General features: G+C 58.7%; 18 protein-coding genes and 1 pseudogene. 6 read left to right on the forward strand and 13 right to left on the reverse strand.

What is annotated here, in order from left to right; translation table 11 throughout:
- Positions 1 to 36: 36 nt before the first annotated feature.
- The 7 genes from TU76_RS15780 to TU76_RS15810 form a co-directional block, all read right to left on the reverse strand.
- Positions 37 to 1671, reverse strand: coding sequence for a BatD family protein (locus tag TU76_RS15780; RefSeq protein WP_048352046.1), 1635 nt, complete (start codon positions 1669 to 1671; stop codon positions 37 to 39).
- Positions 1668 to 3407 (reverse strand): VWA domain-containing protein, encoded by a 1740-nt coding sequence (locus TU76_RS15785; RefSeq protein WP_048352047.1) that lies wholly within the window; start codon positions 3405 to 3407, stop codon positions 1668 to 1670. Before TU76_RS15785 ends, TU76_RS15780 begins: the two co-directional genes overlap by 4 nt.
- Positions 3404 to 4477 (reverse strand): vWA domain-containing protein, encoded by a 1074-nt coding sequence (locus tag TU76_RS15790; protein WP_048352048.1) that lies wholly within the window; start codon positions 4475 to 4477, stop codon positions 3404 to 3406. Before TU76_RS15790 ends, TU76_RS15785 begins: the two co-directional genes overlap by 4 nt.
- Positions 4470 to 4964, reverse strand: coding sequence for a DUF4381 domain-containing protein (locus TU76_RS15795; protein WP_019821896.1), 495 nt, complete (start codon positions 4962 to 4964; stop codon positions 4470 to 4472). The genes TU76_RS15790 and TU76_RS15795 overlap by 8 nt, the downstream gene beginning before the upstream one ends.
- The gene (locus TU76_RS15800; protein WP_048352049.1) at positions 4961 to 5905 is read right to left on the reverse strand and encodes a DUF58 domain-containing protein; all 945 of its coding nucleotides are present in this window, start codon (positions 5903 to 5905) and stop codon (positions 4961 to 4963) included. Before TU76_RS15800 ends, TU76_RS15795 begins: the two co-directional genes overlap by 4 nt.
- A gap of 3 nt (positions 5906 to 5908) precedes the next feature.
- A complete protein-coding gene (locus tag TU76_RS15805) occupies positions 5909 to 6868 on the reverse strand; it encodes an AAA family ATPase (protein WP_016780594.1) in 960 nt (319 codons plus the stop codon).
- Positions 6869 to 7126: 258 nt separating this feature from the next.
- A complete protein-coding gene (locus tag TU76_RS15810) occupies positions 7127 to 8011 on the reverse strand; it encodes a LysR family transcriptional regulator (RefSeq protein WP_048352050.1) in 885 nt (294 codons plus the stop codon).
- Between the two features lie 133 nt (positions 8012 to 8144).
- On the opposite strand from TU76_RS15810, the gene TU76_RS15815 reads away from it, so the two are divergent.
- Complete coding sequence (locus TU76_RS15815; RefSeq protein ID WP_048352089.1) at positions 8145 to 9083, forward strand: DMT family transporter; 939 nt, start codon at positions 8145 to 8147, stop codon at positions 9081 to 9083.
- Here the strand turns inward: TU76_RS15815 and TU76_RS15820 are convergent.
- Together TU76_RS15820 and TU76_RS15825 are read right to left on the reverse strand one after the other, a co-directional pair.
- Positions 9071 to 9817, reverse strand: coding sequence for an amidohydrolase family protein (locus TU76_RS15820; RefSeq protein WP_048352051.1), 747 nt, complete (start codon positions 9815 to 9817; stop codon positions 9071 to 9073). The two genes, TU76_RS15815 and TU76_RS15820, sit on opposite strands and share 13 nt — an antisense overlap.
- 611 nt (positions 9818 to 10428) lie before the next feature.
- Positions 10429 to 10785, reverse strand: a complete 357-nt coding sequence (locus tag TU76_RS15825) for a hypothetical protein (protein WP_019821890.1) — start codon at positions 10783 to 10785, stop codon at positions 10429 to 10431.
- Between the two features lie 495 nt (positions 10786 to 11280).
- On the opposite strand from TU76_RS15825, the gene TU76_RS15830 reads away from it, so the two are divergent.
- The gene (locus TU76_RS15830) at positions 11281 to 16137 is read left to right on the forward strand and encodes an NAD-glutamate dehydrogenase (protein WP_048352052.1); all 4857 of its coding nucleotides are present in this window, start codon (positions 11281 to 11283) and stop codon (positions 16135 to 16137) included.
- A 74-nt stretch (positions 16138 to 16211) separates the two neighbouring features.
- Here the strand turns inward: TU76_RS15830 and TU76_RS15835 are convergent, their stop codons facing one another.
- On the reverse strand, positions 16212 to 16475 hold the full coding sequence (locus TU76_RS15835) for a DUF4404 family protein (RefSeq protein ID WP_048352053.1): 264 nt from the start codon (positions 16473 to 16475) through the stop codon (positions 16212 to 16214).
- Positions 16476 to 16783: 308 nt separating this feature from the next.
- On the opposite strand from TU76_RS15835, the gene TU76_RS15840 reads away from it, so the two are divergent.
- The 3 genes from TU76_RS15840 (at position 16784) to rssC (ending at position 19478) form a co-directional block, all read left to right on the forward strand.
- Complete coding sequence (locus TU76_RS15840; protein ID WP_019821884.1) at positions 16784 to 17473, forward strand: MlaA family lipoprotein; 690 nt, start codon at positions 16784 to 16786, stop codon at positions 17471 to 17473.
- A 341-nt stretch (positions 17474 to 17814) separates the two neighbouring features.
- Positions 17815 to 18999 carry a two-component system response regulator RssB gene (gene rssB, locus TU76_RS15845; protein ID WP_019821883.1) on the forward strand — a complete coding sequence of 395 codons (1185 nt, stop codon included), beginning with the start codon at positions 17815 to 17817 and terminating at the stop codon, positions 18997 to 18999.
- Positions 18996 to 19478: an anti-sigma factor antagonist RssC gene (gene rssC, locus TU76_RS15850; protein WP_019821881.1), complete on the forward strand. Its 483-nt coding sequence runs from the start codon at positions 18996 to 18998 to the stop codon at positions 19476 to 19478. Before rssB ends, rssC begins: the two co-directional genes overlap by 4 nt.
- A gap of 68 nt (positions 19479 to 19546) precedes the next feature.
- Here rssC and dusA read toward each other — a convergent pair whose 3' ends face one another.
- Positions 19547 to 20557 (reverse strand): tRNA dihydrouridine(20/20a) synthase DusA, encoded by a 1011-nt coding sequence (dusA, locus tag TU76_RS15855; protein ID WP_048352054.1) that lies wholly within the window; start codon positions 20555 to 20557, stop codon positions 19547 to 19549.
- Between the two features lie 448 nt (positions 20558 to 21005).
- Here dusA and TU76_RS25645 point away from each other — a divergent pair.
- Positions 21006 to 21160: pseudogene (locus tag TU76_RS25645) on the forward strand (glycoside hydrolase family 19 protein); the annotation flags it as partial.
- A gap of 44 nt (positions 21161 to 21204) precedes the next feature.
- Here TU76_RS25645 and TU76_RS15865 read toward each other — a convergent pair.
- Entirely contained in the window at positions 21205 to 21873 is a 669-nt protein-coding gene (locus tag TU76_RS15865) for a DUF3313 domain-containing protein (RefSeq protein ID WP_037031555.1), read from the reverse strand.
- Between the two features lie 46 nt (positions 21874 to 21919).
- Positions 21920 to 22204 carry a hypothetical protein gene (locus TU76_RS15870; RefSeq protein ID WP_019821873.1) on the reverse strand — a complete coding sequence of 95 codons (285 nt, stop codon included), beginning with the start codon at positions 22202 to 22204 and terminating at the stop codon, positions 21920 to 21922.
- Between the last annotated feature and the right edge of the window lie 3 nt (positions 22205 to 22207).

Here is a 22207-nt window from a genome sequence, read left to right on the forward strand (position 1 = left end):
CCCGCTCGCTCGTGCGGTCCTCGGGTTGCCTTGAAATTATTTGGGGTAGAGCGGCGGCAGGCTGCTCGGCTCGCTGCCAGCGTCTTGTTCGCGCTCGGTGGCAGGAATGCTGCGAATGGCTTTCCACAGCTCTTCGCCTTGCCAGTACTGGCCGGTTTCGCTGTACAGCGCGCCGTTGAGCCCATCGAGGGCGTCAGACAGCAACACGAAACGCGCCGCCATGTCGGCCAGGGTTTCGGGTTGTTGCCGTGCCCAGGCATCGAGCGCCTGGCGTGTGGCATGCGGATCGTTGGCAAGACAGGCGCGTTTAAGGTCGTCGAGCAGGGTGCGCGGGCTGGGCCCGGTTTGCGCCGCACGCAGGATCGCGGGTTGCCAGCGGGCACGCCACCACAAACCCAGACTCGCCAGGGTAGTGCAGGCCAGGAACAGGGTGCACAGCTGCCAGATCCATAGCGACGACTCTTCGCTCATGGCCGCCACGGAACCGCTGACAGGCGTGTCCACGGCAAGGTTGGGGTTGGCCGCCGCCAGTAAGGTGCGGGCGGGCAGGTAAGTACGCTCCAGGTGGTCTTCGTGGGTGTTCCACCACACCACCTCGACGGCGGGCAATTCGATTTGGCCAACCCGTGTCGGCACCAGCGCCTCGCGCTCTTCGCGGCTGCCGATCAGGCCGTTTTCGGTGACTTGATTGCTCAACTGCGGCAAGTCTGGGTAGCGCCGCAAGCCGTTGACATCCGTGGCGGGCAGGGGCGGCAACTGGGCGCTGGACAGGCCTTCGGCCTTGAGGGTGAGGGTCCGGGTCAGAGAGTCCCCCACCAGCGTGTGGTCTGGCTCAGGGTTCCAGGTTTCGCTCATGCTCAGGCTGCGCGCGGGCAACCAAGGGGAATTGGGCGGATACGTCTCGGGCTTGGGCAGGACGGTCAACGGGATTTCGGTCGACGTCACGTGCAGCAGCTTTCCGGGCTTGGGCCCAAGGGGGGCGGGGGCCGTGGATTGCTGGCTGTCGACTTGTGTGGCGCTGAACGTCTGTGCCGGGATCATCAGCTCGCCGCTGCGCTGCGGATAAATACCGTAGCGGCGCTCGATCACGCCGTGGCGTACGCCGTTGATCAGCTTTTCATAGGTGCGCGACTCACCCAGTTGCTCGACGACGGCGTCATCAATGTGCAAGGGGGTCAGGCTGCTGTCGTCGTAGAGCGCCACGGAATGGTAGACGCGCAGGGTCAGCAGGGCCTGGGCCTGCACGTAGACGCTGGGCTGATCCAGACTGACTTCGATAAATACCGGTGCCAGCTCGTTTTCGCTGGCCACGCTCTGGGTCACAGTCAGGTTGATCGGCTGGCTGTGGTATTCACCGACGTGCAGCGCCGGAATGATCACGGTGCCGGTTTGTTTGGGCTGCAGGGTGATGATCCAGCGGGTAGTGGCTTTGTTGTCGTCACTGAGACTGGTCAGTTGGTTGACCTGGCGCGTGCCGCGCACTTCGAACACGTTGTCCAGAGGCGTCAGGTCGGGCTTGCCAAACAGTGTGACGTCGTTGGACTCCAGTGTCAGCTCGACGGTTTCACCTGAGTTGAGCTGGTCTCGGTCAACGCTGGCAACCAATCCCCGGGCGTGCGCCGGCAAGGTCCAGCAACACAGCAAAAGAAGTAAAACGCAGAGGCGGTTCATTTAGGCGTGTCCTGATGTTGCTGCTGTTCGTACCAGAATTTGCGGCGCAACAATTCGCTGGGGTTGTCGGGAATCTGTCTGAGCCATTGTTCCAGTGCCTGACGCTGTTCTTCGTCGGTCTGGTTGGCGGCCGGTGCGGGCGGGCGCGTGGTCTGTTCGTCACCGGGCTCATTGTCGGCTTCGGCTTCGGCGCCGGGGTTGAGGGGCTCGTCCGGGGGCGCCTCGGTGGTTGGGCTGGTAGCGGAGTTGTTGTCCTCATTTTGCCCGGTGGTACTGGACGCGCCCTGAGCGCTGGTGCTGAGCGGGGTTTGCGATTCGGCAGGCGCAGGAGGCGGCTCGGGGGTTTTTTCGGCCTCCGCCTGGGCCTGAGCACGCTGTTGTTCGAGTATTTGCTCGACGATGGCTTTGTTTTGCGCGGCGGCCTGAAGCTCGGGTTGCAGTTCGAGCGCTTGCTCATAGGCATCGATGGCGGCTTCGAGTTCGTCATTCATGGCCAGTGCATTGCCGCGATTATAGTGCGCGCTGGCGCTGTTGACCTCGGCAAATCGCAGGGCCGCTCCGGCATAGTCGCCTGCCTGATACAACGCCACTCCTTGCCAGAGAGGGTCGCTAAAGTGCTCGAGTGCTTGAAGTGGTTTTTTTTGCTGTAGCAGGCGCATGCCTTGTTGATCGGGACGCAGCCAGAGATCGCTAAAGCTCATGGCGTAGCCGGGCTGGGGCGCCAGTATCAACAGCAAGGGCAGGCAGAACAGCCAGCCACGCCGCCCGGCACAGGCCACCAGCAACAACAGCGGCAACAGCAACCAGTAACCCTGGTCAGCCCACGTGTCCAGATGCAGGGTCTGGCCGTCATCACGCAGGTGCTGCGGCCCGTCAAGCAGGCCCAGGCCACGCAAGTCGTTGTCATCCAGCCGTGCCTGACGATAGCGACCGTCCACATCCAGGGCAAACGCCCGCAGGCTTGGGCTGTCCAGGCGGGGCAGGAGAATGGCGCCCTGATCGTCCTTGAGGAACTCCCCGCTTTCATCCACCACCGGGGAGCCTTCGCGGCTGCCCACTCCGAGAACCAACAGTTGCGGGGCATGGCCACTCAAGGCCTGGCGGATGCCGCTTCGCTCCTGATCGCTGAGCGAGGAGGTGATCAGCAACAAACGACCTTCGCCCAGTGCGCCCTGATCGAGCAGCTCAAGGGCCTTGGTGACCGCAAGATCTGCGCGATGGCCCGGTTGCGGCATGATCGACGGCTTGAGGGCTTCAAGCAGGTTGCGGCTGGTGGCCAGGTCATCGGACAGCGGCACCAGTGTGTGGGCACTGCCGGCGTAGACGATCACGGCGGTTTGCGCATCGGTACGGTTTTGCAGCAAGTCGTAGATCTTGCGGCGCGCCTGTTCCAGCCGGTTGGGCGAGCTGTCGGTGGCGAGCATGTGCGGGGTCAGTTCCAGCATGACGACCAGCGGGTCGGCGGGCTTTTGGGTGGACTGTTCGACCCTCTGCCAGCTGGGGCCCAGTAACGCCAGCAGGGCCAGCAGCCAGCCAAGCCCCAGGGCAATCCAGGGCAGCTTGCTGTTGCGGCCGTTGCCGCCGCTGAGCAGTACGCGATGAAAAGCGACCGGCAGGATCATCTGCCAGCGGCCTGCGCGTTTTTCACGGTGCCAGCGCTTCCATAGCAGCCATCCGAGCAGCGGCAGGACAAGCAGCCATTCGGGGCGAAACCAGTGGGGCCAGAGCGCGCTCATCGACGCCTCCGCAAACGCAGGCGTTTGAGTCGTGCGCGCCAGTCAGGGTGCTGTTGCAGAAAATGGTCCTTGCTCAGCCAGCGTTGTACAGGGTTGTTGGGCCACAGTTCACGGATCACCAACAGCACGCTCAGCAGCAGGGCCGCCGCCAATGGCCAGCTGTAGAGTGCCTGCGCCGGTCGCGCCTGGGTGGGCTGTTGGGCCACGGGCTCAAGCCGGTCGAGGGTGTCCTTGATGGCTGCCAGTTCGCCGCCGTCACGGGCGCGGAAGTATTGGCCACCGGTGATTTTGGCGATCTCTTCGAGCGCTGGCTCATCGAGGTCCACCCCGGGATTGATAGTGAACATGCCCTTGCTGCTGCTTTCTTCCGGGTCGGCTCCAATGCCGATCGGGTAGATTTTTACGCCTTCCTCGGCGGCCAGGCGTGCAGCGGTCAGCGGGTCGATCTGACCGCCATTGTTGGCGCCATCGGTGATCAGGATCAGTACCCGGCTTTGTGCCGGGCGTTGGCGCAAGCGTTTGAGGGCCAGCCCAATGGCATCGCCGATGGCGGTGTTTTTACCGGCGATGCCGATGCGTGCCTCGTCGAGCCAGGTGCGCACGGTGCGCCGATCGAAGGTCAGGGGCGCTTGCAGGTAGGCCTGGCTGCCGAACAGGATCAGCCCCACACGGTCGCCTTCACGTTTTTCAAGAAAGTCCCCGAGCAGGCTTTTAACCAGATCGAGACGGCTGACGTCTTCGCCTTGCCATTGCATATCCGGGTAGTCCATCGAGCCCGAGACATCGACCGCAACCAGCAAATCACGGCCGCTGGCGGCAATGGGCAGCGGCTCGCCCAGCCATTGCGGGCGGGCGGCGGTCAGCAGCAACAGCCAGAGCAGCATATAGGGGGTTTGCTGGCGCCACGAAGGCAGGGTGGCTCGCGCCTTGCGCCGGGCCAGTTCTTCGAGGTCGCCCAGAAAGCTGATCTGCAGCGCTGCCTCACCGCTGTCGGCGGCGGGCAGCACCAGGCGCATCAGCCAGGGCAGGGGCAGCAGGGCGAAGAGCCACGGCCAGGCAAATTCAAACATGTTTGCGAATCCAGGTTTCAACCGCTTGATTGAGCCCGGCGATGGCTTTGTCGTCGAGCTTGCACTCGGGCTTATAGGCGCCTTCAACCAGCACCATCCAGCGCGTCAATCCGGCAGCCGGGCAGCGGTTATCCAGGAATGCCAGCCACTTGCGGCCATTGAGTGTGTGGCTCTGGCTGTAGGGGTAGTGGTTGCGGCACAAACGCTTGAGCAGGCCGTTGAGCTGTTGCAACCAGGCACCTGCGGGCGCACCGTCGTAAGGTTTCGGAAAACGCGCCAGTTCCTCGAGGGCCGCCAGGCGGACCGGGTCCAGAGGTTGCTCGGTACGGCCCGGCTGACGTTTGGCAGGCAGGTAGCGGCGTAACCACCACAGGCACCAGCCCAGTGCAGGCAGAACAATGAGCAGCAACCACCAGCCCGGGGCTGGCGGCCAAAGGCCAATCGCCGGAGGAGTGATCAAGGGCTGCAACTGTTCAAGTTCTTTCATGAGGTTTTGCCGGGGCGTTTGGCGTTCAGGTATTCGCGCAGTTGTTCGACCATTTCACTTTGGGTGCTCAGGGGCATGAGCAACACACGCAGCTTTTGCGCCAGCAGTTCCCAGCGGGCAATACGGGCTTCGGCCTGGGCACGGTAGGCCTGGCGCAAATCATAATTGAGGGTGTCGAGTTCCAGTTGCGCGCCGCGCTCGGCAAAGCGCAACAGGCCGGCAGCGGGCAGGGCATGATCCAGCGGGTCGGACAGGGGCAGCAGGATCAAGTCGCAATGGCGCGACAGCAGGCTCAGTTGCTGCTCGGCGGCGTCGGTAAGCCCGCGCTCATCACAGATCACGATCACCAAACTGCCGGGGCGTAGCACCTCGCGGGCACGGATCAGCGCCATGCCCAGTGCATCGCGGTCTGATTGCACTTCGGTGTGCAGGGACTGATTGACCCTCACCAGGCGGTTAAGCAGTTGCAGCAGGCTTTGTTTGCTACGCCGGGGTTTGATTTCATAGTGTTCGTGGTCGCCAAACACCAAACCCCCGACGCGGTCGTTGTGGCCCAGTGCGGCCCAGCCAATCAGGCTGGCAGCCTGGGCGGCGAGTACCGACTTGAACATCAATCCCGAACCGAAAAACAGCCGCCGGCTTTGTTCGGCGAGGATAAAGATCGGCCGTTCGCGTTCCTCATGGAACATTTTGGTGTGCGGTTCCTGGGTGCGCGCCGTCACGCGCCAGTCGATGGTGCGCACATCGTCCCCGGCCTGGTAGACCCGCACCTGATCGAAGTCGACCCCGCGCCCGCGTAATTTAGAGTGGTGCAACCCCACCAGCGGGCTGCGCTGGCTGGGGGAGGAGAACAGTTGCACTTCGCGTACCCGATTGCGCATCTCGATCAATTCGGCGAGTGTGACGCGGATGCCGGGTTCGGCGGGCAGGGGGTTGTTCATCGGTCAGGCAACGGCAACGACGTCGAGGATGCGCTGCACCACGCGGTCTTGATCGATACCGGCGGCCTCGGCTTCAAACGACAGAATGATGCGATGACGCAGCACGTCAAACAGCACGGCCTGAATGTCTTCGGGGCTGACGAAGTCGCGTCCGGCCAGCCAGGCGTGGGCCCGCGCGCAACGATCCAGCGCAATCGAGCCACGGGGGCTGGCGCCGTAGGCGATCCATTCAGCCATTTCGGGGTCGAATTTCCCTGGAGTCCGGGTCGCCATCACCAACTGCACCAGATATTCCTCCACGGCATCGGCCATGTACAAACCAAGGATTTCCTTGCGCGCGGCAAAAATGGCCTGCTGGCTGACCCGCCGCTCGGGTTTGGTTTCACCGTTGAGGGCTTCGCCACGGGCCTGCTGCAGGATGCGGCGTTCGACGGCAGCGTCCGGAAAGCCGATTTTGACGTGCATCAGGAAGCGGTCGAGCTGGGCTTCGGGCAGCGGGTAAGTGCCTTCCTGCTCGATAGGGTTTTGTGTGGCCATGACCAGAAACAGCGGTGACAACTCGTAAGTGCTGCGCCCCACGCTGACTTGACGCTCTGCCATGGCTTCCAGCAAGGCCGACTGCACCTTGGCCGGGGCACGGTTGATTTCATCCGCCAGCACCAGATTGTGAAAAATCGGGCCTTGTTGAAACACGAAGCTGCCGGTTTCGGGGCGATAGATCTCGGTGCCGGTAATGTCGGCAGGCAGCAGGTCGGGGGTGAACTGGATTCGATGGAACTGCGCTTCAATGCCCTCAGCCAGCTCTTTGATGGCCTTGGTCTTGGCAAGACCCGGCGCGCCTTCGACGAGCATATGACCGTCAGCGAGCAACGCGATCAGCAGGCGGTCGATCAGCTTTTCCTGACCGAGGATCTGCGTTGAGAGAAAGGTTCGCAGCGCAAGCAGCGCTTCACGATGTTCCATCGATGACTGTTCCTGAAAAGGACACCGGCGGCGCAAGAATTACACCGGGGCTGGGGGCGTTACTTTAATCCATTGAGGGTGCTGCGGACTAATGGCGGTGGGGCTTTTTATGGAAAAACCTGAAAAGCGCCGGGTTGTTGAGAATGGTGCTCATCTGCACGGGGACTTGAGGGGGCGCAGTGTCGTTAAATTGGGCGTCGATTAGACAAATTGTTTAACCGCAGAGTGAGCGCGGGCCTACTCTTTCCCACTCCGCGGTTAGGCTAAGGGGGCGTGATTTTCTGCAAAATGCTCCGTCAACAGCGCAGCGAAGGCATCCCGTGGGCCGTGAAGACCGGTTTCGCTGTGCCAGAAAAACAGGTTGGGCATGGGCGCCAGTTCGGCAAAACGATAAGTGGTCAGATGGGCGGTGCCGTCAAAACGTTGCAGGATGCCCTCCGGCACCAGTGCCAGCCCGGCACCTGCGCTGACGCAGCCAATGATGCTGCCCCAGTTAGCGTAATCAACGGTGTTGATTTCCAGTCGGTGCTCGGCCACCCAGTTCTCCAGTGCCGCGCGGTACGGGCAGCCAATAGGCCACATGAATACGGTGTGCCGATGCACGTCACCCAGCTGTGAAAGGGGCTCCAGTTCGGGGCTTGCGATCAGCACCAGTTGCTCGTGATACAGCGTTGTTCTGGACAGTTTGGGCAGGTCGATGCGGCCTGCAACCAGCACGCCGTCCAGACGGTGGTGCTTCACATCATCAAGCAGTTGCTGCGACTTGCCGGTGACCAACTCCAGTGCCACTTGGGGGTAGCGTTTATGAAACTGCGCCAGTAGCGGCGGCAATCGCCCTGTAGCACAGGACTCGATTGCGCCGATTCGCAGGTTGCCGGTCGGCACGGCATGGGGCGCAACGGCACGTTTTGCCTGATCGACCAACGCCAGGATCTGCTCGCTGTAACCCAGAAATACCTGGCCCGCCGCACTGATGCATAACCCTCGTCCAGCGCGGGTGAAAAGCGCGGTCCCCAGTTCGCTTTCAAGCTGTTTGATGCGAGTGGTGATGTTGGAGGGCACGCAATGTAACTGCTGGGCGGCCAGTGCAATGCTGCCGCACTCGGCCACGGCCTTGACCATGCGCAACTGGCTTAGCTCCATTGTTCACTCCTGATGAATTCTGGGCTCTTTATATCTCACTTGTGGGTGGTTGCGAGCGCGATAAACACTGGATGCCACTTCATTTGACTTACAGGTCGTCAACGTGTCGCTCCCGATCAAACTTGCCGCCGCGATGGCCGCTGTAGTGCTGTGCTGGGCCTATTCACCGATTGGTATCCATATTGGCCTGCAAAGTTACTCGCCGGGACATCTGGCCTTGCTGCGCTTTTTAATCGCCTCGGCGTTTATGGCAGTGATTGCGCTGTGTATGGGCATCGGCCTGCCCCGGCTGCGGGACGTGCCGTGGCTGATGATGCTGGGTTTCTTTGCGGTGGTGCTGCATCACGTGGTGCTGAACATGGGGCAGCGTTGGGTCAGTCCCGGGGCCTCAAGTGTACTCGCGCAAACGGCGCCGCTGTTCAGTACGCTGATTGCGGCCCTGTTTCTCAAGGAGTCGGTGAGCCGCTGGCGCTGGTCGTGGGTAGCTGTGGGGCTGGCGGGTGTGTTGGTGGTCATCTGGGCCGACAAGGGGGTAGGGGAGTTCCGGCCTGAAGGGTTGTTGCTGTTGCTGGCCGCGCTGTCATGGAGCATCTATTTCGCGCTGCAAAAGCACTACTGCAATCGCTACAGCCCGCTGACCATTGTTTGCTACATGATTTGGGCCGGGACGCTGATGCTGTGTGTCTATTGGCCCGGGCTTAAGGAAGAGGTCCTGAATGCGCCGGCGCGGGTAAATGGGGCCGTTCTGCTTCTGGGATTGTTCCCCAGCGCTCTGGCGTATTTGTTGTGGGGCTATGTGCTGTCGCACACGCAGATCAGTCGATCGGTGGGGGTGATGTACTTGATTCCGCCGGTGGCCATGGTCATGGCGGCGTTGATCCTGGGCAGCAAGGTGTCGCCTGGGGTGTTGCTGGGTGCAGCGATTATTGTGGGCAGTGTGATTGCGATGAGCCGTGAGGGGGCCGCAACAGCAATTTCAGATACCCGTGGGCGAAAACTTGATTGCGATGCCGTGCGTAGCGACGTCATCGCGAGCAAGCCCGCTCCCACAGAAGCCGCTCACAGGCCGTAAAACCTGCGGGCGTTGTGCCACAGGGCTTGTCGGACACCGTATTCACCCAGTGCGTCGATCAGCAAGGTGATGTCGCTGTTTTCGAAGGCCCGGGGGGCGCGGGTTGAGGGCAGGTCGGTGCCAAACATCAGGGCGTTTGGGTTGGCACTGTGTATCTGTTGCAGTACGGGTGCGACATCAAAATCAACCCGGCCAAAGCCACAGGCCTTGATGTGAACTCCGTGTTCAGCCAGGCGCAGCAGGCAGGGCAGGCCTTCGTGGCTTAATCCCAGATGATCGATGCTCAGTGCTGGCAAGCGTCGCAGGCGGGCCTCAATACCGGCCAGCTCGCGAGCATCAATGTACAGCTCCGAATGCCAGCCGACTTGCTCATGCACGCGTCTGGCCAAGGATTCGAGCTGGTCGAGCTGTTCTGATCCGCCGCGCTTGAGGTTGAAGCGCAGGCCGCGCACACCGTGCTGGTGCAACGTGTGCAGTTCTGCATCAGTAACGCTGGCCGCGAGCTGGGTGACGCCCACAAAGCCTGGCCCCAGTCGCTTTAAGGCAGCGATCAGGTAAGTCTGATCGAACCCCTGAAAGGAACCCGAAACCACGGCGCCGCCGACGATGCCCAATGGTTCAACTCGCGACAGGTAGTCATTGACACTGAAAAAATCAGGCAGATAGCCGTTGTTGGGTATTAACGGGTAAGCGCGATCAATGATGTGGCAGTGAGCGTCGAAGATCGGTGGCATCTGGTTGTGAGCTCCAGTGGAAGTGCATAGCTGTGGGAGCGAGCCTGCTCGCGATGCAGGCGCCGCGGCCTGTCTGGCCCACCGCATTGAGACCATCGCGAGCAGGCTCGCTCCCACAATGCGGGCTGCCCTGCTGGGCTCCCTTGCTCAGTGAGGGTTATTTTAGTTCGCTGACGTAGGTGCCTGTTCCCTTGAGCACGTCTGTATCGCCTGCACCAATTCTGCATCTGGTTGTGAGCTCCAGTGGAAATGCATAACTGTGGGAGCGAGCCTGCTCGCGATTCAGGCGACGCGGCCTGTCTGGCCCACCGCATTGAGACCATCGCGAGCAGGCTCGCTCCCACAATGCGGGCTGCCCTGCAGGGCTCCCTTGCTCAGTGAGGGTTATTTTAGTTCGCTGACGTAGGTGCCTGTTCCCTTGAGCACGTCTGTATCGCCTGCACCAATTCTGCATCTGGTTGTGAGCTCCAGTGGAGGTGCAGAGCTGTGGGAGCGAGCCTGCTCGCGATTCAGGCGACGCGGCCTGTCTGGCCCATCGCATTGAGACCATCGCGAGCAGGCTCGCTCCCACAATGCGGACTGCCCTGCAGGGCTCCCTTGCTCAGTGAGGGTTATTTTAGTTCGCTGACGTAGGTGCCGGTTCCCTTGAGGATGTTCTGCAAGGTTTCTTCGACTTCTGCCAGGTCTGCGGCCGCTGTGCTGTGGTGGATTTCCAGGTGGTCGTCGCCTTTGAGCACGTCTGTATCGCCTGCACCGATTTCGATCAGCAGGCGGGTAGGGCTCAAGGTGACTTTCACACCGTCCAGTGTGGAAGGCTCGTCCTCAAGGGTGATTTCCAGCTCGTCTTCATCGGGGTAGCGGGTCATCAGGAACATTTCGCCACCGTCTGTGTGGCAGCACAACATAGCCATGTTGTCTTCTTCGTCATCGCACGGGTTGGCAAGCAGGTGGTCGGTGGTCATTTGCATGGGGAGTTCCTGGCGCCCTGGGCGCGGGTAAGTCGAACAGAGGCCGATTTTGCCAGCCTGAACCGATTTGTGCATGTTTGAATGGTGCAACAGGGCAAATGGTCAGTTATTTCTGATACTCACCACAGAAAGTACGGTGCTTTTATGAAGGTTTTTCGCTTGCGAATGCTAGGGTTATTCACTGACAGCGCTTGAGGTTGCGTCCCGATGACCGAATATGTCGCCGCACCGTAAGCAGGTGGTGCGGCTCAATCGTTAAGCTGCGCGGTGATAGTTATCTCTAAAGGCACAGCCTGTTTATCCGGCAGTCGTTTTTGTAGATACCCATCCTGGAACGTGAATGTGACCCGTGGGTCACGGCCAGCTTCACCTCCCTGTCATGCTGTGCGTTGAAGGTGAACTGCCAAGATAGACCTTGCACAGTATTGGCGGCTCCCCACGCGGGAACAGCATGCGACGCTTCTCTCAATAACAAGCCCAAGCGGAGTACCACAGATGGCGTTCTTCACCGCAGCCAGCAAAGCCGACTTCCAGCATCAACTGCAAGCAGCACTGGCGCAGCACATCAGTGAACAGGCACTGCCACAAGTGGCGCTGTTCGCTGAGCAATTCTTCGGCATTATTTCTCTGGATGAACTCACTCAACGTCGGATGTCCGACCTGGCCGGCTGCACACTGTCGGCCTGGCGTCTGTTGGAACGCTTCGACCCTGCACAGCCGCAAGTGCGGGTCTTTAACCCTGATTACGAACGCCATGGCTGGCAGTCGACGCACACTGCTGTTGAAGTGCTGCATCACGACTTGCCGTTCCTGGTGGACTCGGTGCGTACCGAGCTGAACCGTCGCGGTTACAGCATTCACACTCTGCAAACCACGGTGTTGAGCGTTCGCCGCGGCAGCAAGGGCGAGTTGTTGGAGGTCCTGCCCAAGGGCACTGCTGGCGAAGGCGTCTCGCAAGAGTCGCTGATGTACCTGGAAATCGATCGCTGCGCCCATGTTGCCGAATTGAATGTGCTGAGCAAGGAACTGGAACAGGTTCTGGGTGAAGTGCGCGTGGCGGTGGCTGATTTTGAGCCGATGAAGGCCAAGGTGCAGGAGTTGCTGGCCAGTGTCGACAACTGCCAGTACGCCGTCGATACCGACGAGAAAGCCGAAGTCAAAAGCTTCCTGGAGTGGCTGGTGGGTAACCACTTCACGTTCCTGGGCTACGAAGAATTTGTGGTACGTGACGAGGCAGATGGCGGGCATATTGAATATGACGCCGACTCTTTCCTCGGTCTGACCAAGCTGCTGCGCGCGGGGCTGACTGCCGAAGACCTGCGAATTGAAGATTACGCCGTCAGCTACCTGCGCATGCCGACCCTGTTGTCGTTTGCCAAGGCGGCACATCCAAGCCGCGTGCATCGCCCGGCTTACCCGGACTATGTGTCGATCCGCCAGATCGATGCCGACGGCAAGGTCATCAAGGAATGCCGCTTTATGGGCTTGTACACCTCCTCGGTGTATGGCGAAAGCGTGCGGGTGATCCCTTATATCCGTCGCAAGGTTGCAGAAATCGAGCGTCGCTCCGGCTTCCAGCCCAAGGCTCACCTGGGCAAGGAACTGGCCCAGGTCGTTGAAGTGCTGCCCCGTGACGATTTGTTCCAGACGCCGGTGGATGAGTTGTTCACCACCGTGATGTCGATCGTACAAATCCAGGAGCGCAACAAGATTCGCGTGTTCCTGCGCAAAGACCCGTATGGCCGTTTCTGCTACTGCCTGGCGTACGTGCCGCGTGATGTGTACTCCACCGAGGTGCGGCAGAAGATCCAGCAGGTGCTGATGGAGCGTCTGCAGGCTTCTGATTGCGAGTTCTGGACCTTCTTCTCAGAGTCGGTACTGGCCCGCGTGCAACTGATTCTGCGGGTTGATCCTAAGAACCGGATCGATATCGACCCGCTGCTGTTGGAAAAAGAAGTGGTTCAGGCCTGCCGCAGCTGGCAGGACGACTATGCGAGCCTGGTGGTTGAAAGCTTCGGCGAGGCCAACGGCACCAAAGTGCTGTCTGACTTCCCCAAAGGCTTCCCGGCAGGTTACCGCGAGCGCTTTGCCGCGCACTCGGCCGTGGTCGACATGCAGCACCTGATGAGCCTGAGCGAAAAAAACCCGCTGGTGATGAGTTTCTATCAGCCGCTGGGTCAAAGTGCCGGTCAGGAACTGCATTGCAAGCTGTATCACGCTGATACGCCACTCGCGCTGTCCGATGTGCTGCCGATTCTGGAAAACCTTGGCCTGCGGGTTCTGGGTGAGTTCCCGTACCGCCTGCGTCATGCCAATGGTCGTGAGTTCTGGATCCATGACTTTGCTTTCACCGCGGGTGAAGGCTTGAATCTGGATATCCAGCAACTCAACGACACGCTGCAGGATGCGTTCGTGCATATCGTGCGCGGCGATGCCGAGAACGATGCGTTCAACCGTCTGGTACTGACCGCCGGCTTGCCGTGGCGCGATGTGGCGTTGCTGCGTGCTTACGCCCGTTACCTGAAGCAGATCCGCCTGGGCTTTGACTTGGGTTACATCGCCAGCACCCTGAACAACCACACCGATATCGCTCGCGAGTTGACCCGGTTGTTCAAGACCCGTTTCTACCTGGCGCGCAAGCTGACGGCCGAAGACCTGGAAGACAAGCAACAGCGTCTGGAGCAGGCCATTCTGACGGCACTGGACGACGTCCAGGTGCTTAACGAAGACCGCATCCTGCGTCGTTATCTGGACTTGATCAAAGCCACGCTGCGTACCAACTTCTACCAACCGGATGCCAACGGTCACAACCGTTCGTACTTCAGCTTCAAGTTCAACCCGCACCTGATCCCCGAGCTGCCAAAGCCGGTGCCCAAGTTTGAAATCTTCGTTTACTCGCCACGGGTTGAAGGCGTGCACCTGCGCTTCGGTAACGTGGCTCGCGGCGGTTTGCGCTGGTCGGACCGCGAAGAAGATTTCCGTACCGAAGTGCTGGGCCTGGTAAAAGCCCAGCAGGTGAAGAACTCGGTCATTGTGCCGGTGGGCGCCAAGGGCGGTTTCGTACCGCGTCGCTTGCCATTGGGCGGCGGTCGTGACGAGATCCAGGCTGAGGCAATTGCCTGCTACCGGATCTTTATCTCAGGCTTGCTGGACATCACTGACAACCTCAAGGACGGTGCTCTGGTACCGCCTTTGAACGTGGTTCGTCACGATGACGATGACCCGTACCTGGTGGTCGCGGCCGACAAGGGCACAGCGACCTTCTCCGACATCGCCAACGGCATTGCCATCGATTACGGCTTCTGGCTGGGCGATGCGTTCGCGTCGGGCGGCTCGGCCGGTTATGACCATAAAAAGATGGGCATTACCGCCAAGGGTGCCTGGGTGGGCGTGCAGCGTCACTTTAAAGAGCGCGGGATCAACGTCCAGAAAGACAGCATCAGCGTGGTCGGTGTCGGCGATATGGCCGGTGACGTGTTCGGAAACGGCTTGTTGATGTCGGACACACTGCAACTGGTTGCGGCCTTTAACCACCTGCACATCTTCATCGATCCAAATCCGGAGCCTGCCAACAGCTTCGTTGAGCGTCAGCGCCTGTTCGATCTGCCGCGTTCGGCCTGGTCAGACTACGACACCAGCATCATGTCGGCGGGCGGCGGGATCTTCTCGCGCAGCGCAAAAAGCATCGCCATCTCCTCAGAGATGAAAGAGCGTTTTGCAATCACTGCTGACAAGCTGACACCGACCGAGCTGCTCAATGCCTTGCTCAAGGCACCGGTGGATCTGTTGTGGAACGGCGGCATCGGTACTTACGTCAAAGCCAGCAGCGAAAGCCACGCCGATGTCGGCGACAAGGCTAACGATGCGTTGCGCGTCAATGGCAATGAACTGCGCTGCAAGGTAGTGGGTGAGGGCGGCAACCTGGGCATGACCCAGCTGGGCCGTGTTGAATTCAACCTCAATGGCGGTGGTTCCAACACCGACTTTATCGACAACGCCGGCGGCGTTGACTGCTCTGACCACGAAGTGAATATCAAAATCCTGCTCAACGAAGTTGTGCAGGCCGGTGATATGACCGAGAAGCAGCGCAATCAATTGCTGGGCAGCATGACCGACGAAGTGGGCGGTCTGGTGCTGGGCAACAACTACAAGCAGACCCAGGCCATTTCGTTGGCGGCCCGTCGTGCTTATGAGCGGATTGCCGAATACAAGCGCCTGATGAACGATCTGGAAGCTCGTGGCAAGCTGGACCGTGCCATTGAGTTCCTGCCATCTGAAGAGCAGCTTAACGAGCGCGTTGCAGCAGGCCATGGCCTGACCCGTGCCGAACTGTCGGTGCTGATCTCGTACAGCAAGATCGACCTCAAGGAAGCCTTGCTCAACTCTCTGGTGCCCGATGATGACTATCTGACCCGGGACATGGAAACCGCGTTCCCGCCGATGCTGGTCAGCAAGTTTGCCGAAGCCATGCGTCGTCACCGTCTGAAGCGCGAAATCGTCAGCACCCAGATCGCCAATGATCTGGTCAACCATATGGGCATCACCTTTGTTGAGCGCTTGAAAGAGTCGACCGGCATGAGTGCAGCGAACGTGGCGGGTGCTTACGTCATCGTGCGCGACATTTTCCATCTCCCGCACTGGTTCCGTCAGATCGAAGCACTGGACTATCAGGTACCGGCTGAAATCCAGCTGGCGCTGATGGATGAGCTGATGCGTCTGGGTCGCCGTGCTACACGCTGGTTCCTGCGCAGCCGTCGTAACGAACTGGATGCGGCGCGTGATGTGGCGCATTTCGGTCCGCATCTGGCAGCGTTGGGTCTCAAGCTCGACGAACTGCTGGAAGGTCCGACCCGCGAAGGCTGGCAGACCCGTTATCAGGCTTACGTGGCCGCGGGCGTGCCGGAATTGCTGGCGCGGATGGTGGCGGGTACTACGCACCTGTATACCTTGTTGCCGATTATCGAAGCCTCGGATGTGACTGGCCAGAACGCTGCCGATGTGGCGAAGGCGTATTTCGCCGTGGGCAGCGCACTGGACCTGACCTGGTACTTGCAGCAGATCAGCAACTTGCCGGTTGAAAACAACTGGCAGGCGCTGGCCCGTGAAGCGTTCCGCGACGATATCGACTGGCAGCAGCGTGCAATTACCGTTTCGGTGCTGCAGATGGCTGATGCTCCCGAGGACATCGAAGGGCGTCTGGCATTGTGGCTTGAGCAGAACAACTCGATGGTTGAGCGCTGGCGCTCGATGCTGGTCGATCTGCGTGCTGCCACTGGCAACGATTACGCGATGTACGCGGTGGCCAACCGTGAGTTGCTTGACCTGGCACTGAGCGGTCAATCCGTGATCTGACTGGCCAAGCAGTAAAAAAAAGCCCCGGCTCATGTGCAGTGAGCCGGGGCTTTATTGTTTGTGGCGGGGAGGAATCAGATTCCGATGTTCCCCAGGGTTTGTACGATGTTGCGCAGCGTGACGGCCAGGGTAGGGTGGTCGACCTCGAAGCGTTCTACGGCGAGGTTGACGCTGTCGGCCAGGCTGGAATCGTTCGTGGCTTTCTCAATGTCGATTTGAGCCTGGATTTGGGTCGAGAGCTGGTTCAAATGATCACGCTCTTCTTGAGTGAGCGGGGGATTCTGTTCCAGTTGCTCGCGCAGGGTGTTGAGTTGTTGTTGCAGTTCGCGGGCAGGCATAGCATTCATCCTTTATTGATAGGCTCTGGTATAGACCTTCGCAATGAACAAAAGGTCTGTAAGCGGGCTTCTAGATTAATCCACTCGCGGCTGGAGTGCATGATCTCTATCACAATCCCTTGTACCTGCTTTTTTGGGTGGCCAACCGGTGTTTTTAAAAGAATCCTGGAGCTGAGGAGCGTCTATCTTTTACTCAAGTCTGTTTAGGGTATTGCTTGGGGGCTGCCTAAAAGACATTTGCCGTTATACTGATGGCCAGACTCAGGGCATAGCGCCCAAGTATTAAGTATCTTCAGGGAGTTTTTGCTATGCGCTGGACTGATCGTCTTGCTCAACTATTTGTATGTGCCGGTGTGGCGATGTTGCCCTTGGCTGCCAGTGCCGCCACGGAAGATGACCCATGGGAAGGGTTTAACCGGGTCGTTTTCAAGTTCAACGACACCCTTGATACCTATGCCCTGAAGCCGCTTGCTCAGGGTTATCAGTACATCACTCCGCAGTTTCTGGAGGATGGCATCCACAACATGTACCGAAATATCGGTGACATCCGCAACCTGGCCAACGATGTTCTGCAGGCCAAGCCCCATGCTGCCGGTGTAGACACCGCTCGTCTGCTGCTCAACACCACGCTGGGTGTGGCCGGCTTCTTTGATCTGGGTACCAAAATGGGCCTGCATCGCAACAGCGAAGACTTTGGCCAGACCCTTGGGCGTTGGGGCGTTGAAAGCGGCCCTTACCTGGTGCTGCCGCTTCTGGGACCTAGCACCGTACGTGATGCCGTGGGTATCTACCCGGACTCCTTCACCGAACCGTACCGCTACATCAGTGATGTGCCGGCCCGTAACATGACTATCGGCATGGACTTGATTGATACCCGCGCCAGCTTGTTGTCAGCCGAAAAACTGATCACGGGCGACAAGTACGTCTTTATCCGTAATGCGTACCTGCAAAACCGTGAATTCAAGGTCAAGGACGGTCAGGTAGTCGACGACTTTTAAATCCTTCGACTCTTGTATAAAAAACGGCCCGAGCGGCCGTTTTTTTTAATGTTGCAGATGAGAAATACTCCGCTTTAGAGCCTTTCAGACCTAGGTTTTAGTTGCCGTTAACGAGGTTCTTATAACCCGTGGGAATTTAACGTGACGAACACCTCAAACCACCATCGGCCTGAGCTTGAAACCCCCCGCGGATGGGAGTACCGTCTGCGCCTTACACGGGCACCTTTGTAGGATCGAGCAACACAGTCGATTTGAATCAGGGATGTTCACAAGCCAATTCAGTCGTGAGTCCGACGTATTCGAGATCTCGCGGCAACCTAATTCTGGCGCCGTTTGCCCACATGCAAAAAACCAGTGCCACGCTGCTGATCATTGATGACGACGAAGTAGTACGCGCCAGTCTGGCGGCCTACTTGGAAGACAGCGGCTTCAGCGTCCTTCAGGCCAGTAATGGCTTGCAAGGGCTACAGGTGTTCGAGCAAGAGCAGCCGGATTTAGTCATCTGTGACCTGCGCATGCCGCAAATGAGTGGCCTGGAGCTGATTCGCCAGGTCAGCCTGCGGTCTGTGCAGACGCCAGTGATCGTTATTTCCGGTGCGGGCGTAATGAGCGATGTGGTCGAGGCGTTGCGTCTTGGCGCTGCCGACTACCTGATCAAGCCGCTTGAAGACCTTGCCGTTCTGGAGCACTCGGTCCACCGTGCGCTAGATCGTGCAAGGTTACAGCTCGAAAACAAGCGCTATCGGGACAAGCTTGAGTCTGCCAACCGGGAGCTTGAGGCCAGCCTGCACTTGCTGCAGGAAGACCAGAACGCCGGCCGTCAGGTGCAGATGAACATGCTGCCGGTCAGCCCCTGGTCCATTGACGATTTCAACTTCGCTCACCAGATCATTCCGTCCCTGTACCTGTCTGGCGATTTTGTTGACTACTTCCGGGTCGACGAGCGCCGGGTCGCGTTCTACCTGGCTGATGTTTCCGGTCACGGTGCGTCCTCAGCGTTCGTCACGGTGTTGCTCAAGTTCATGACCACCCGCTTGCTGTTTGAATCCAAGCGCAACGGTACGTTGCCGGAGTTCAAGCCCTCCGAGGTGCTTGGGCACATCAACCGTGGCCTGATCAACTGCAAGTTGGGCAAGCACGTGACCATGGTGGGCGGCGTGATTGATGAAGAAACCGGTTTGCTGACTTACAGCATTGGCGGGCACCTGCCACTGCCGGTGCTCTACACTCCAGACAGTGTGAGTTATCTTGAGGGGCGAGGGCTGCCCGTTGGTTTGTTCAACGAAGCCACGTATGAAGATCAGGTTCTGAAACTGCCGGAATCCTTCAGCCTTACGCTGATGTCTGACGGAATTTTGGACCTTTTGACTGAGCCGACGCTCAAAGAGAAAGAAGCTGCGTTACCTCAATTGGTGAAGGCAGCGGGCGGCAGCCTGGATGGTCTGCGCCAGGTGTTTGGATTAGCTACGCTAGGGGAGATGCCGGATGATATCGCCCTGTTGGTGTTAAGCAGGAATCTTAAATGAGTACCGGTAGAATTCAGTTCGCCGAACAGGATGGCACCTTTGTCCTGAAGTTTGTGGGTGAAGTGCGTCTGACGTTGTGTTCGGCACTGGATGCAACAATCGAGAGGATCTTCACGGCGTTGAACTTCAACGCCATTGTGATTGACCTCACTGAGACCCGCAGTATCGACAGCACTACACTGGGTTTGCTGGCGAAACTGTCGATTATGTCGCGCCAAAAAATAGGCCTGCTGCCGACGGTTGTCACCACCCACGAAGACATCACCCGACTGCTGGAGTCGATGGGCTTCGATCAGGTATTTAACATCATTGGCCAGCCGATTCCGTGCCCGGGATGCCTGACGGACTTGCCTTCACAGGATCAGTCCGAAGAAGTGGTTCGCGTCAAAGTGCTTGAAGCGCACAAGATCCTAATGGGGCTCAACGACTCCAATCGCGAAGCGTTCCATGACTTGGTGAATGCACTCGAGCGCAACTGAGCAGGGTGCGGCACATAAAAAAGGGGTCGTTCCTGTGCAGGAACGGCCCCTTTTTAATTACCCCGGCTTCAGCGACCCTCCAGCAACTCCCCGGCTTGATCCAGCAACGCCAGTGGGTCCTTGGCCTTATGGATGTCCACTGACAGTAACTGGCGGAAACGACGTGCGCCCGGGAACCCCTGGCCCAGTCCCAAAATATGCCGCGTGATGTGGTGCATCGAACCACCTGCTGCGATATGGGCAGCGATATAGGGGCGTAACAGCGCCAGGGCTTGAGCGCGTGAAATAACAGGGGTGGTACAGCCAAACAGCTGCTGATCGACCTCTGCCAGAATGTACGGATTGTGATACGCCTCACGGCCGAGCATCACACCGTCAAATACCTGCAAATGCTCCTGGCATTGCTCAAGTGTCTTGATCCCGCCGTTGAGAATGATCTCCAGCTCAGGGAAATCACTCTTCAACTGCGCGGCAACGTCATAACGCAGAGGAGGAATGTCGCGATTTTCTTTAGGCGATAACCCTTCGAGAATGGCGATACGCGCATGCACAGTAAAGCTAGTGCAGCCTGCATCACGCACAGTCCCGACAAAATCGCACAACTGTTCGTAGCTATCGCGCCCGTTGATGCCAATCCGATGCTTGACCGTGACGGGAGTGGACACCGCATCACGCATAGCCTTCACGCAGTCTGCAACCAACGCGGGGTGCGCCATCAGGCAAGCGCCAATCATATTGTTCTGAACCCGATCACTCGGGCAGCCGACGTTAAGATTGACTTCGTCATAACCTGCGTCTTGAGCCATGCGCGCGCACGCAGCCAAATCCGCCGGCACACTGCCACCCAACTGCAAGGCCAGCGGATGCTCAGTTTCGTCATGACGCAAAAAACGCTCGGCATCACCATTGAGCAGCGCCCCAGTGGTGACCATCTCGGTGTACAGCAGCGCATTTTTGGATAGCAGGCGCAGGAAAAAGCGACAGTGGCGATCTGTCCAATCCATCATAGGTGCAACAGAAAACCTCCTAGATACCGAATTCACTGCGGAGCCTAGGTTTTCTGCGGGTTTGGTGTGCATTCTGGCAACTCTCATTTACTTCTGTTTAGCCCTTTTAAGCTCGATTTTGACGGGTTGTCGCTAAAATGCAGCAACCTCAATCAAGGGCTCAGAAAAAAAGGGTTTTATAACTGCTCGCAAGCACAAAAACGGCTCTGTCGCTTACAGCGCACAGGTCCGGATCAGGCAGTAAGGCGCCATAGTTTATCAGGAAAGGCAGACGTTCGATGGCAAGGCGAACGTCCAGGTTTGGAGTCGCGTTTTTAACTTCAAATGTCAGTTCCCGGGCTAAGTGAAAAAGCCGATAGATCCGGCGTCGTGGTCAAGGAAATCATTGGGCAGTTCATTTCCTCCACCAGGCCCGCCTTTGCTGATGTCGATTCCCCCCCTGCGGCCGCTCAAACCTCATACCCAGGCCGCAAAACAGGTTACACCATGGGCGTGCGACGCCTCCAAGTAGCAAGCGTGCGGTCTGATCCAGATCACTGGCCGGGCCAACTACATGGCATGAGGGAAGCGCTGGGTGTTGACGTGATAAAGCAGCCCGAACTGCTGGAGAAGCCACAGCACGACTACATGTCAGCGGTAGGTTTCAAGGCGCCCAAGGACTTGAATACGCTGGCCATACTTGAAGAGACATGCATTGTTGCATGCCAACGTATGAGTACTTAATTCCCGCCGGATGAGTATGCCTGTCGCATATCGAAGGCCCAGCCATCGAGCACCGGCTTGAAATCATCCAGGGTCATGACCTGCTTGTCATTTTCCAGTGGACGGCCAGTTTCTTTGCGCACTATTTGCGCCACAACGTCTTGGTCGACGGCATCCAAAACAGCCACTTCGGTGGTGATTTCACTGTCCTGGTCGCGGATGCCGGTAGCCGTGCTGACGCCGGCAGCAAGCAGTGTCACGGGAAGCCACTCATAAAATCGCAAGCTCTGCGTCCTGGCCGCGACAGAGATGATGGAGGACCTGATGGTTAGTGTGTCGGGGCCAGGGGTTTCGACGACAGTCATGACTTTGCCCAGTTCGTGTTTGAGGGCGGTATCGTAGTAATGGGTTACGGCCGAGAGCGTTGACTGCGGAGCGCGTTCGGTCGGTAGCACTTCTGGATAAAAAAGGCTCGGCTCGATATACACACGGGTGTAATGGTGGGCATGCAGTGTCGGACTCGCCCAAGTCAGCACCTTTTTCCCGGATGGAAGCTTTTTTTCCGTCAGTTGGCTGTAGTCATGCAAGAAGCCCGAATACTCTTCGGGTGTGATGGTTTTACTGGCACAAGCAGTGAGTGAAATGGATAGGGTCGCCAATAGCGGTAGCGAGATACTTCTTCCCATTTTTTGCGTTCCTGAATCGATGTTTCATTAATGGTACTTGCAGCGCTCAGACGCCCGGGCGGCCCTCTGAGTCCTCGATTTTCAGTTCGCCATTAGCCATGATCCATTGAGTGAACTCGCAGACCGGCACGGAGTAGGCGTACTCCACCCATTGGCCACTTCCCGGACTGTAATGCTCGATGTAACGGATCAGGACGATACGTTCACGATCGCTTGAAAGTGTCATGCGCGACTCTTGAAAAAGTACTGGATCGTTGTTCCAGACCTTGCTGGTGAGCTGCTTCAGGATTAAAGCGTCGGTGCATGTGTCTTTGCTGCTCAATGTCTGCATGGA

This window comes from Pseudomonas psychrophila, from assembly GCF_001043005.1.
GTDB classification, from domain to species: Bacteria; Pseudomonadota; Gammaproteobacteria; order Pseudomonadales; family Pseudomonadaceae; genus Aquipseudomonas; species Aquipseudomonas psychrophila.

Coding starts and splice junctions, on each gene's coding strand:
- TU76_RS15780 (WP_048352046.1), bottom strand. CDS start 1,671: ATGAACCGCCTCTGCGTTTTACTTCTTTTGCTGTGTTGCTGGACCTTG.
- TU76_RS15785 (WP_048352047.1), bottom strand. CDS start 3,407: ATGAGCGCGCTCTGGCCCCACTGGTTTCGCCCCGAATGGCTGCTTGTC.
- TU76_RS15790 (WP_048352048.1), bottom strand. CDS start 4,477: ATGTTTGAATTTGCCTGGCCGTGGCTCTTCGCCCTGCTGCCCCTGCCC.
- TU76_RS15795 (WP_019821896.1), bottom strand. CDS start 4,964: ATGAAAGAACTTGAACAGTTGCAGCCCTTGATCACTCCTCCGGCGATT.
- TU76_RS15800 (WP_048352049.1), bottom strand. CDS start 5,905: ATGAACAACCCCCTGCCCGCCGAACCCGGCATCCGCGTCACACTCGCC.
- TU76_RS15805 (WP_016780594.1), bottom strand. CDS start 6,868: ATGGAACATCGTGAAGCGCTGCTTGCGCTGCGAACCTTTCTCTCAACG.
- TU76_RS15810 (WP_048352050.1), bottom strand. CDS start 8,011: ATGGAGCTAAGCCAGTTGCGCATGGTCAAGGCCGTGGCCGAGTGCGGC.
- TU76_RS15815 (WP_048352089.1), top strand. CDS start 8,145: ATGGCCGCTGTAGTGCTGTGCTGGGCCTATTCACCGATTGGTATCCAT.
- TU76_RS15820 (WP_048352051.1), bottom strand. CDS start 9,817: ATGCCACCGATCTTCGACGCTCACTGCCACATCATTGATCGCGCTTAC.
- TU76_RS15825 (WP_019821890.1), bottom strand. CDS start 10,785: ATGCAAATGACCACCGACCACCTGCTTGCCAACCCGTGCGATGACGAA.
- TU76_RS15830 (WP_048352052.1), top strand. CDS start 11,281: ATGGCGTTCTTCACCGCAGCCAGCAAAGCCGACTTCCAGCATCAACTG.
- TU76_RS15835 (WP_048352053.1), bottom strand. CDS start 16,475: ATGCCTGCCCGCGAACTGCAACAACAACTCAACACCCTGCGCGAGCAA.
- TU76_RS15840 (WP_019821884.1), top strand. CDS start 16,784: ATGCGCTGGACTGATCGTCTTGCTCAACTATTTGTATGTGCCGGTGTG.
- rssB (WP_019821883.1), top strand. CDS start 17,815: ATGCAAAAAACCAGTGCCACGCTGCTGATCATTGATGACGACGAAGTA.
- rssC (WP_019821881.1), top strand. CDS start 18,996: ATGAGTACCGGTAGAATTCAGTTCGCCGAACAGGATGGCACCTTTGTC.
- dusA (WP_048352054.1), bottom strand. CDS start 20,557: ATGCACACCAAACCCGCAGAAAACCTAGGCTCCGCAGTGAATTCGGTA.
- TU76_RS15865 (WP_037031555.1), bottom strand. CDS start 21,873: ATGGGAAGAAGTATCTCGCTACCGCTATTGGCGACCCTATCCATTTCA.
- TU76_RS15870 (WP_019821873.1), bottom strand. CDS start 22,204: ATGCAGACATTGAGCAGCAAAGACACATGCACCGACGCTTTAATCCTG.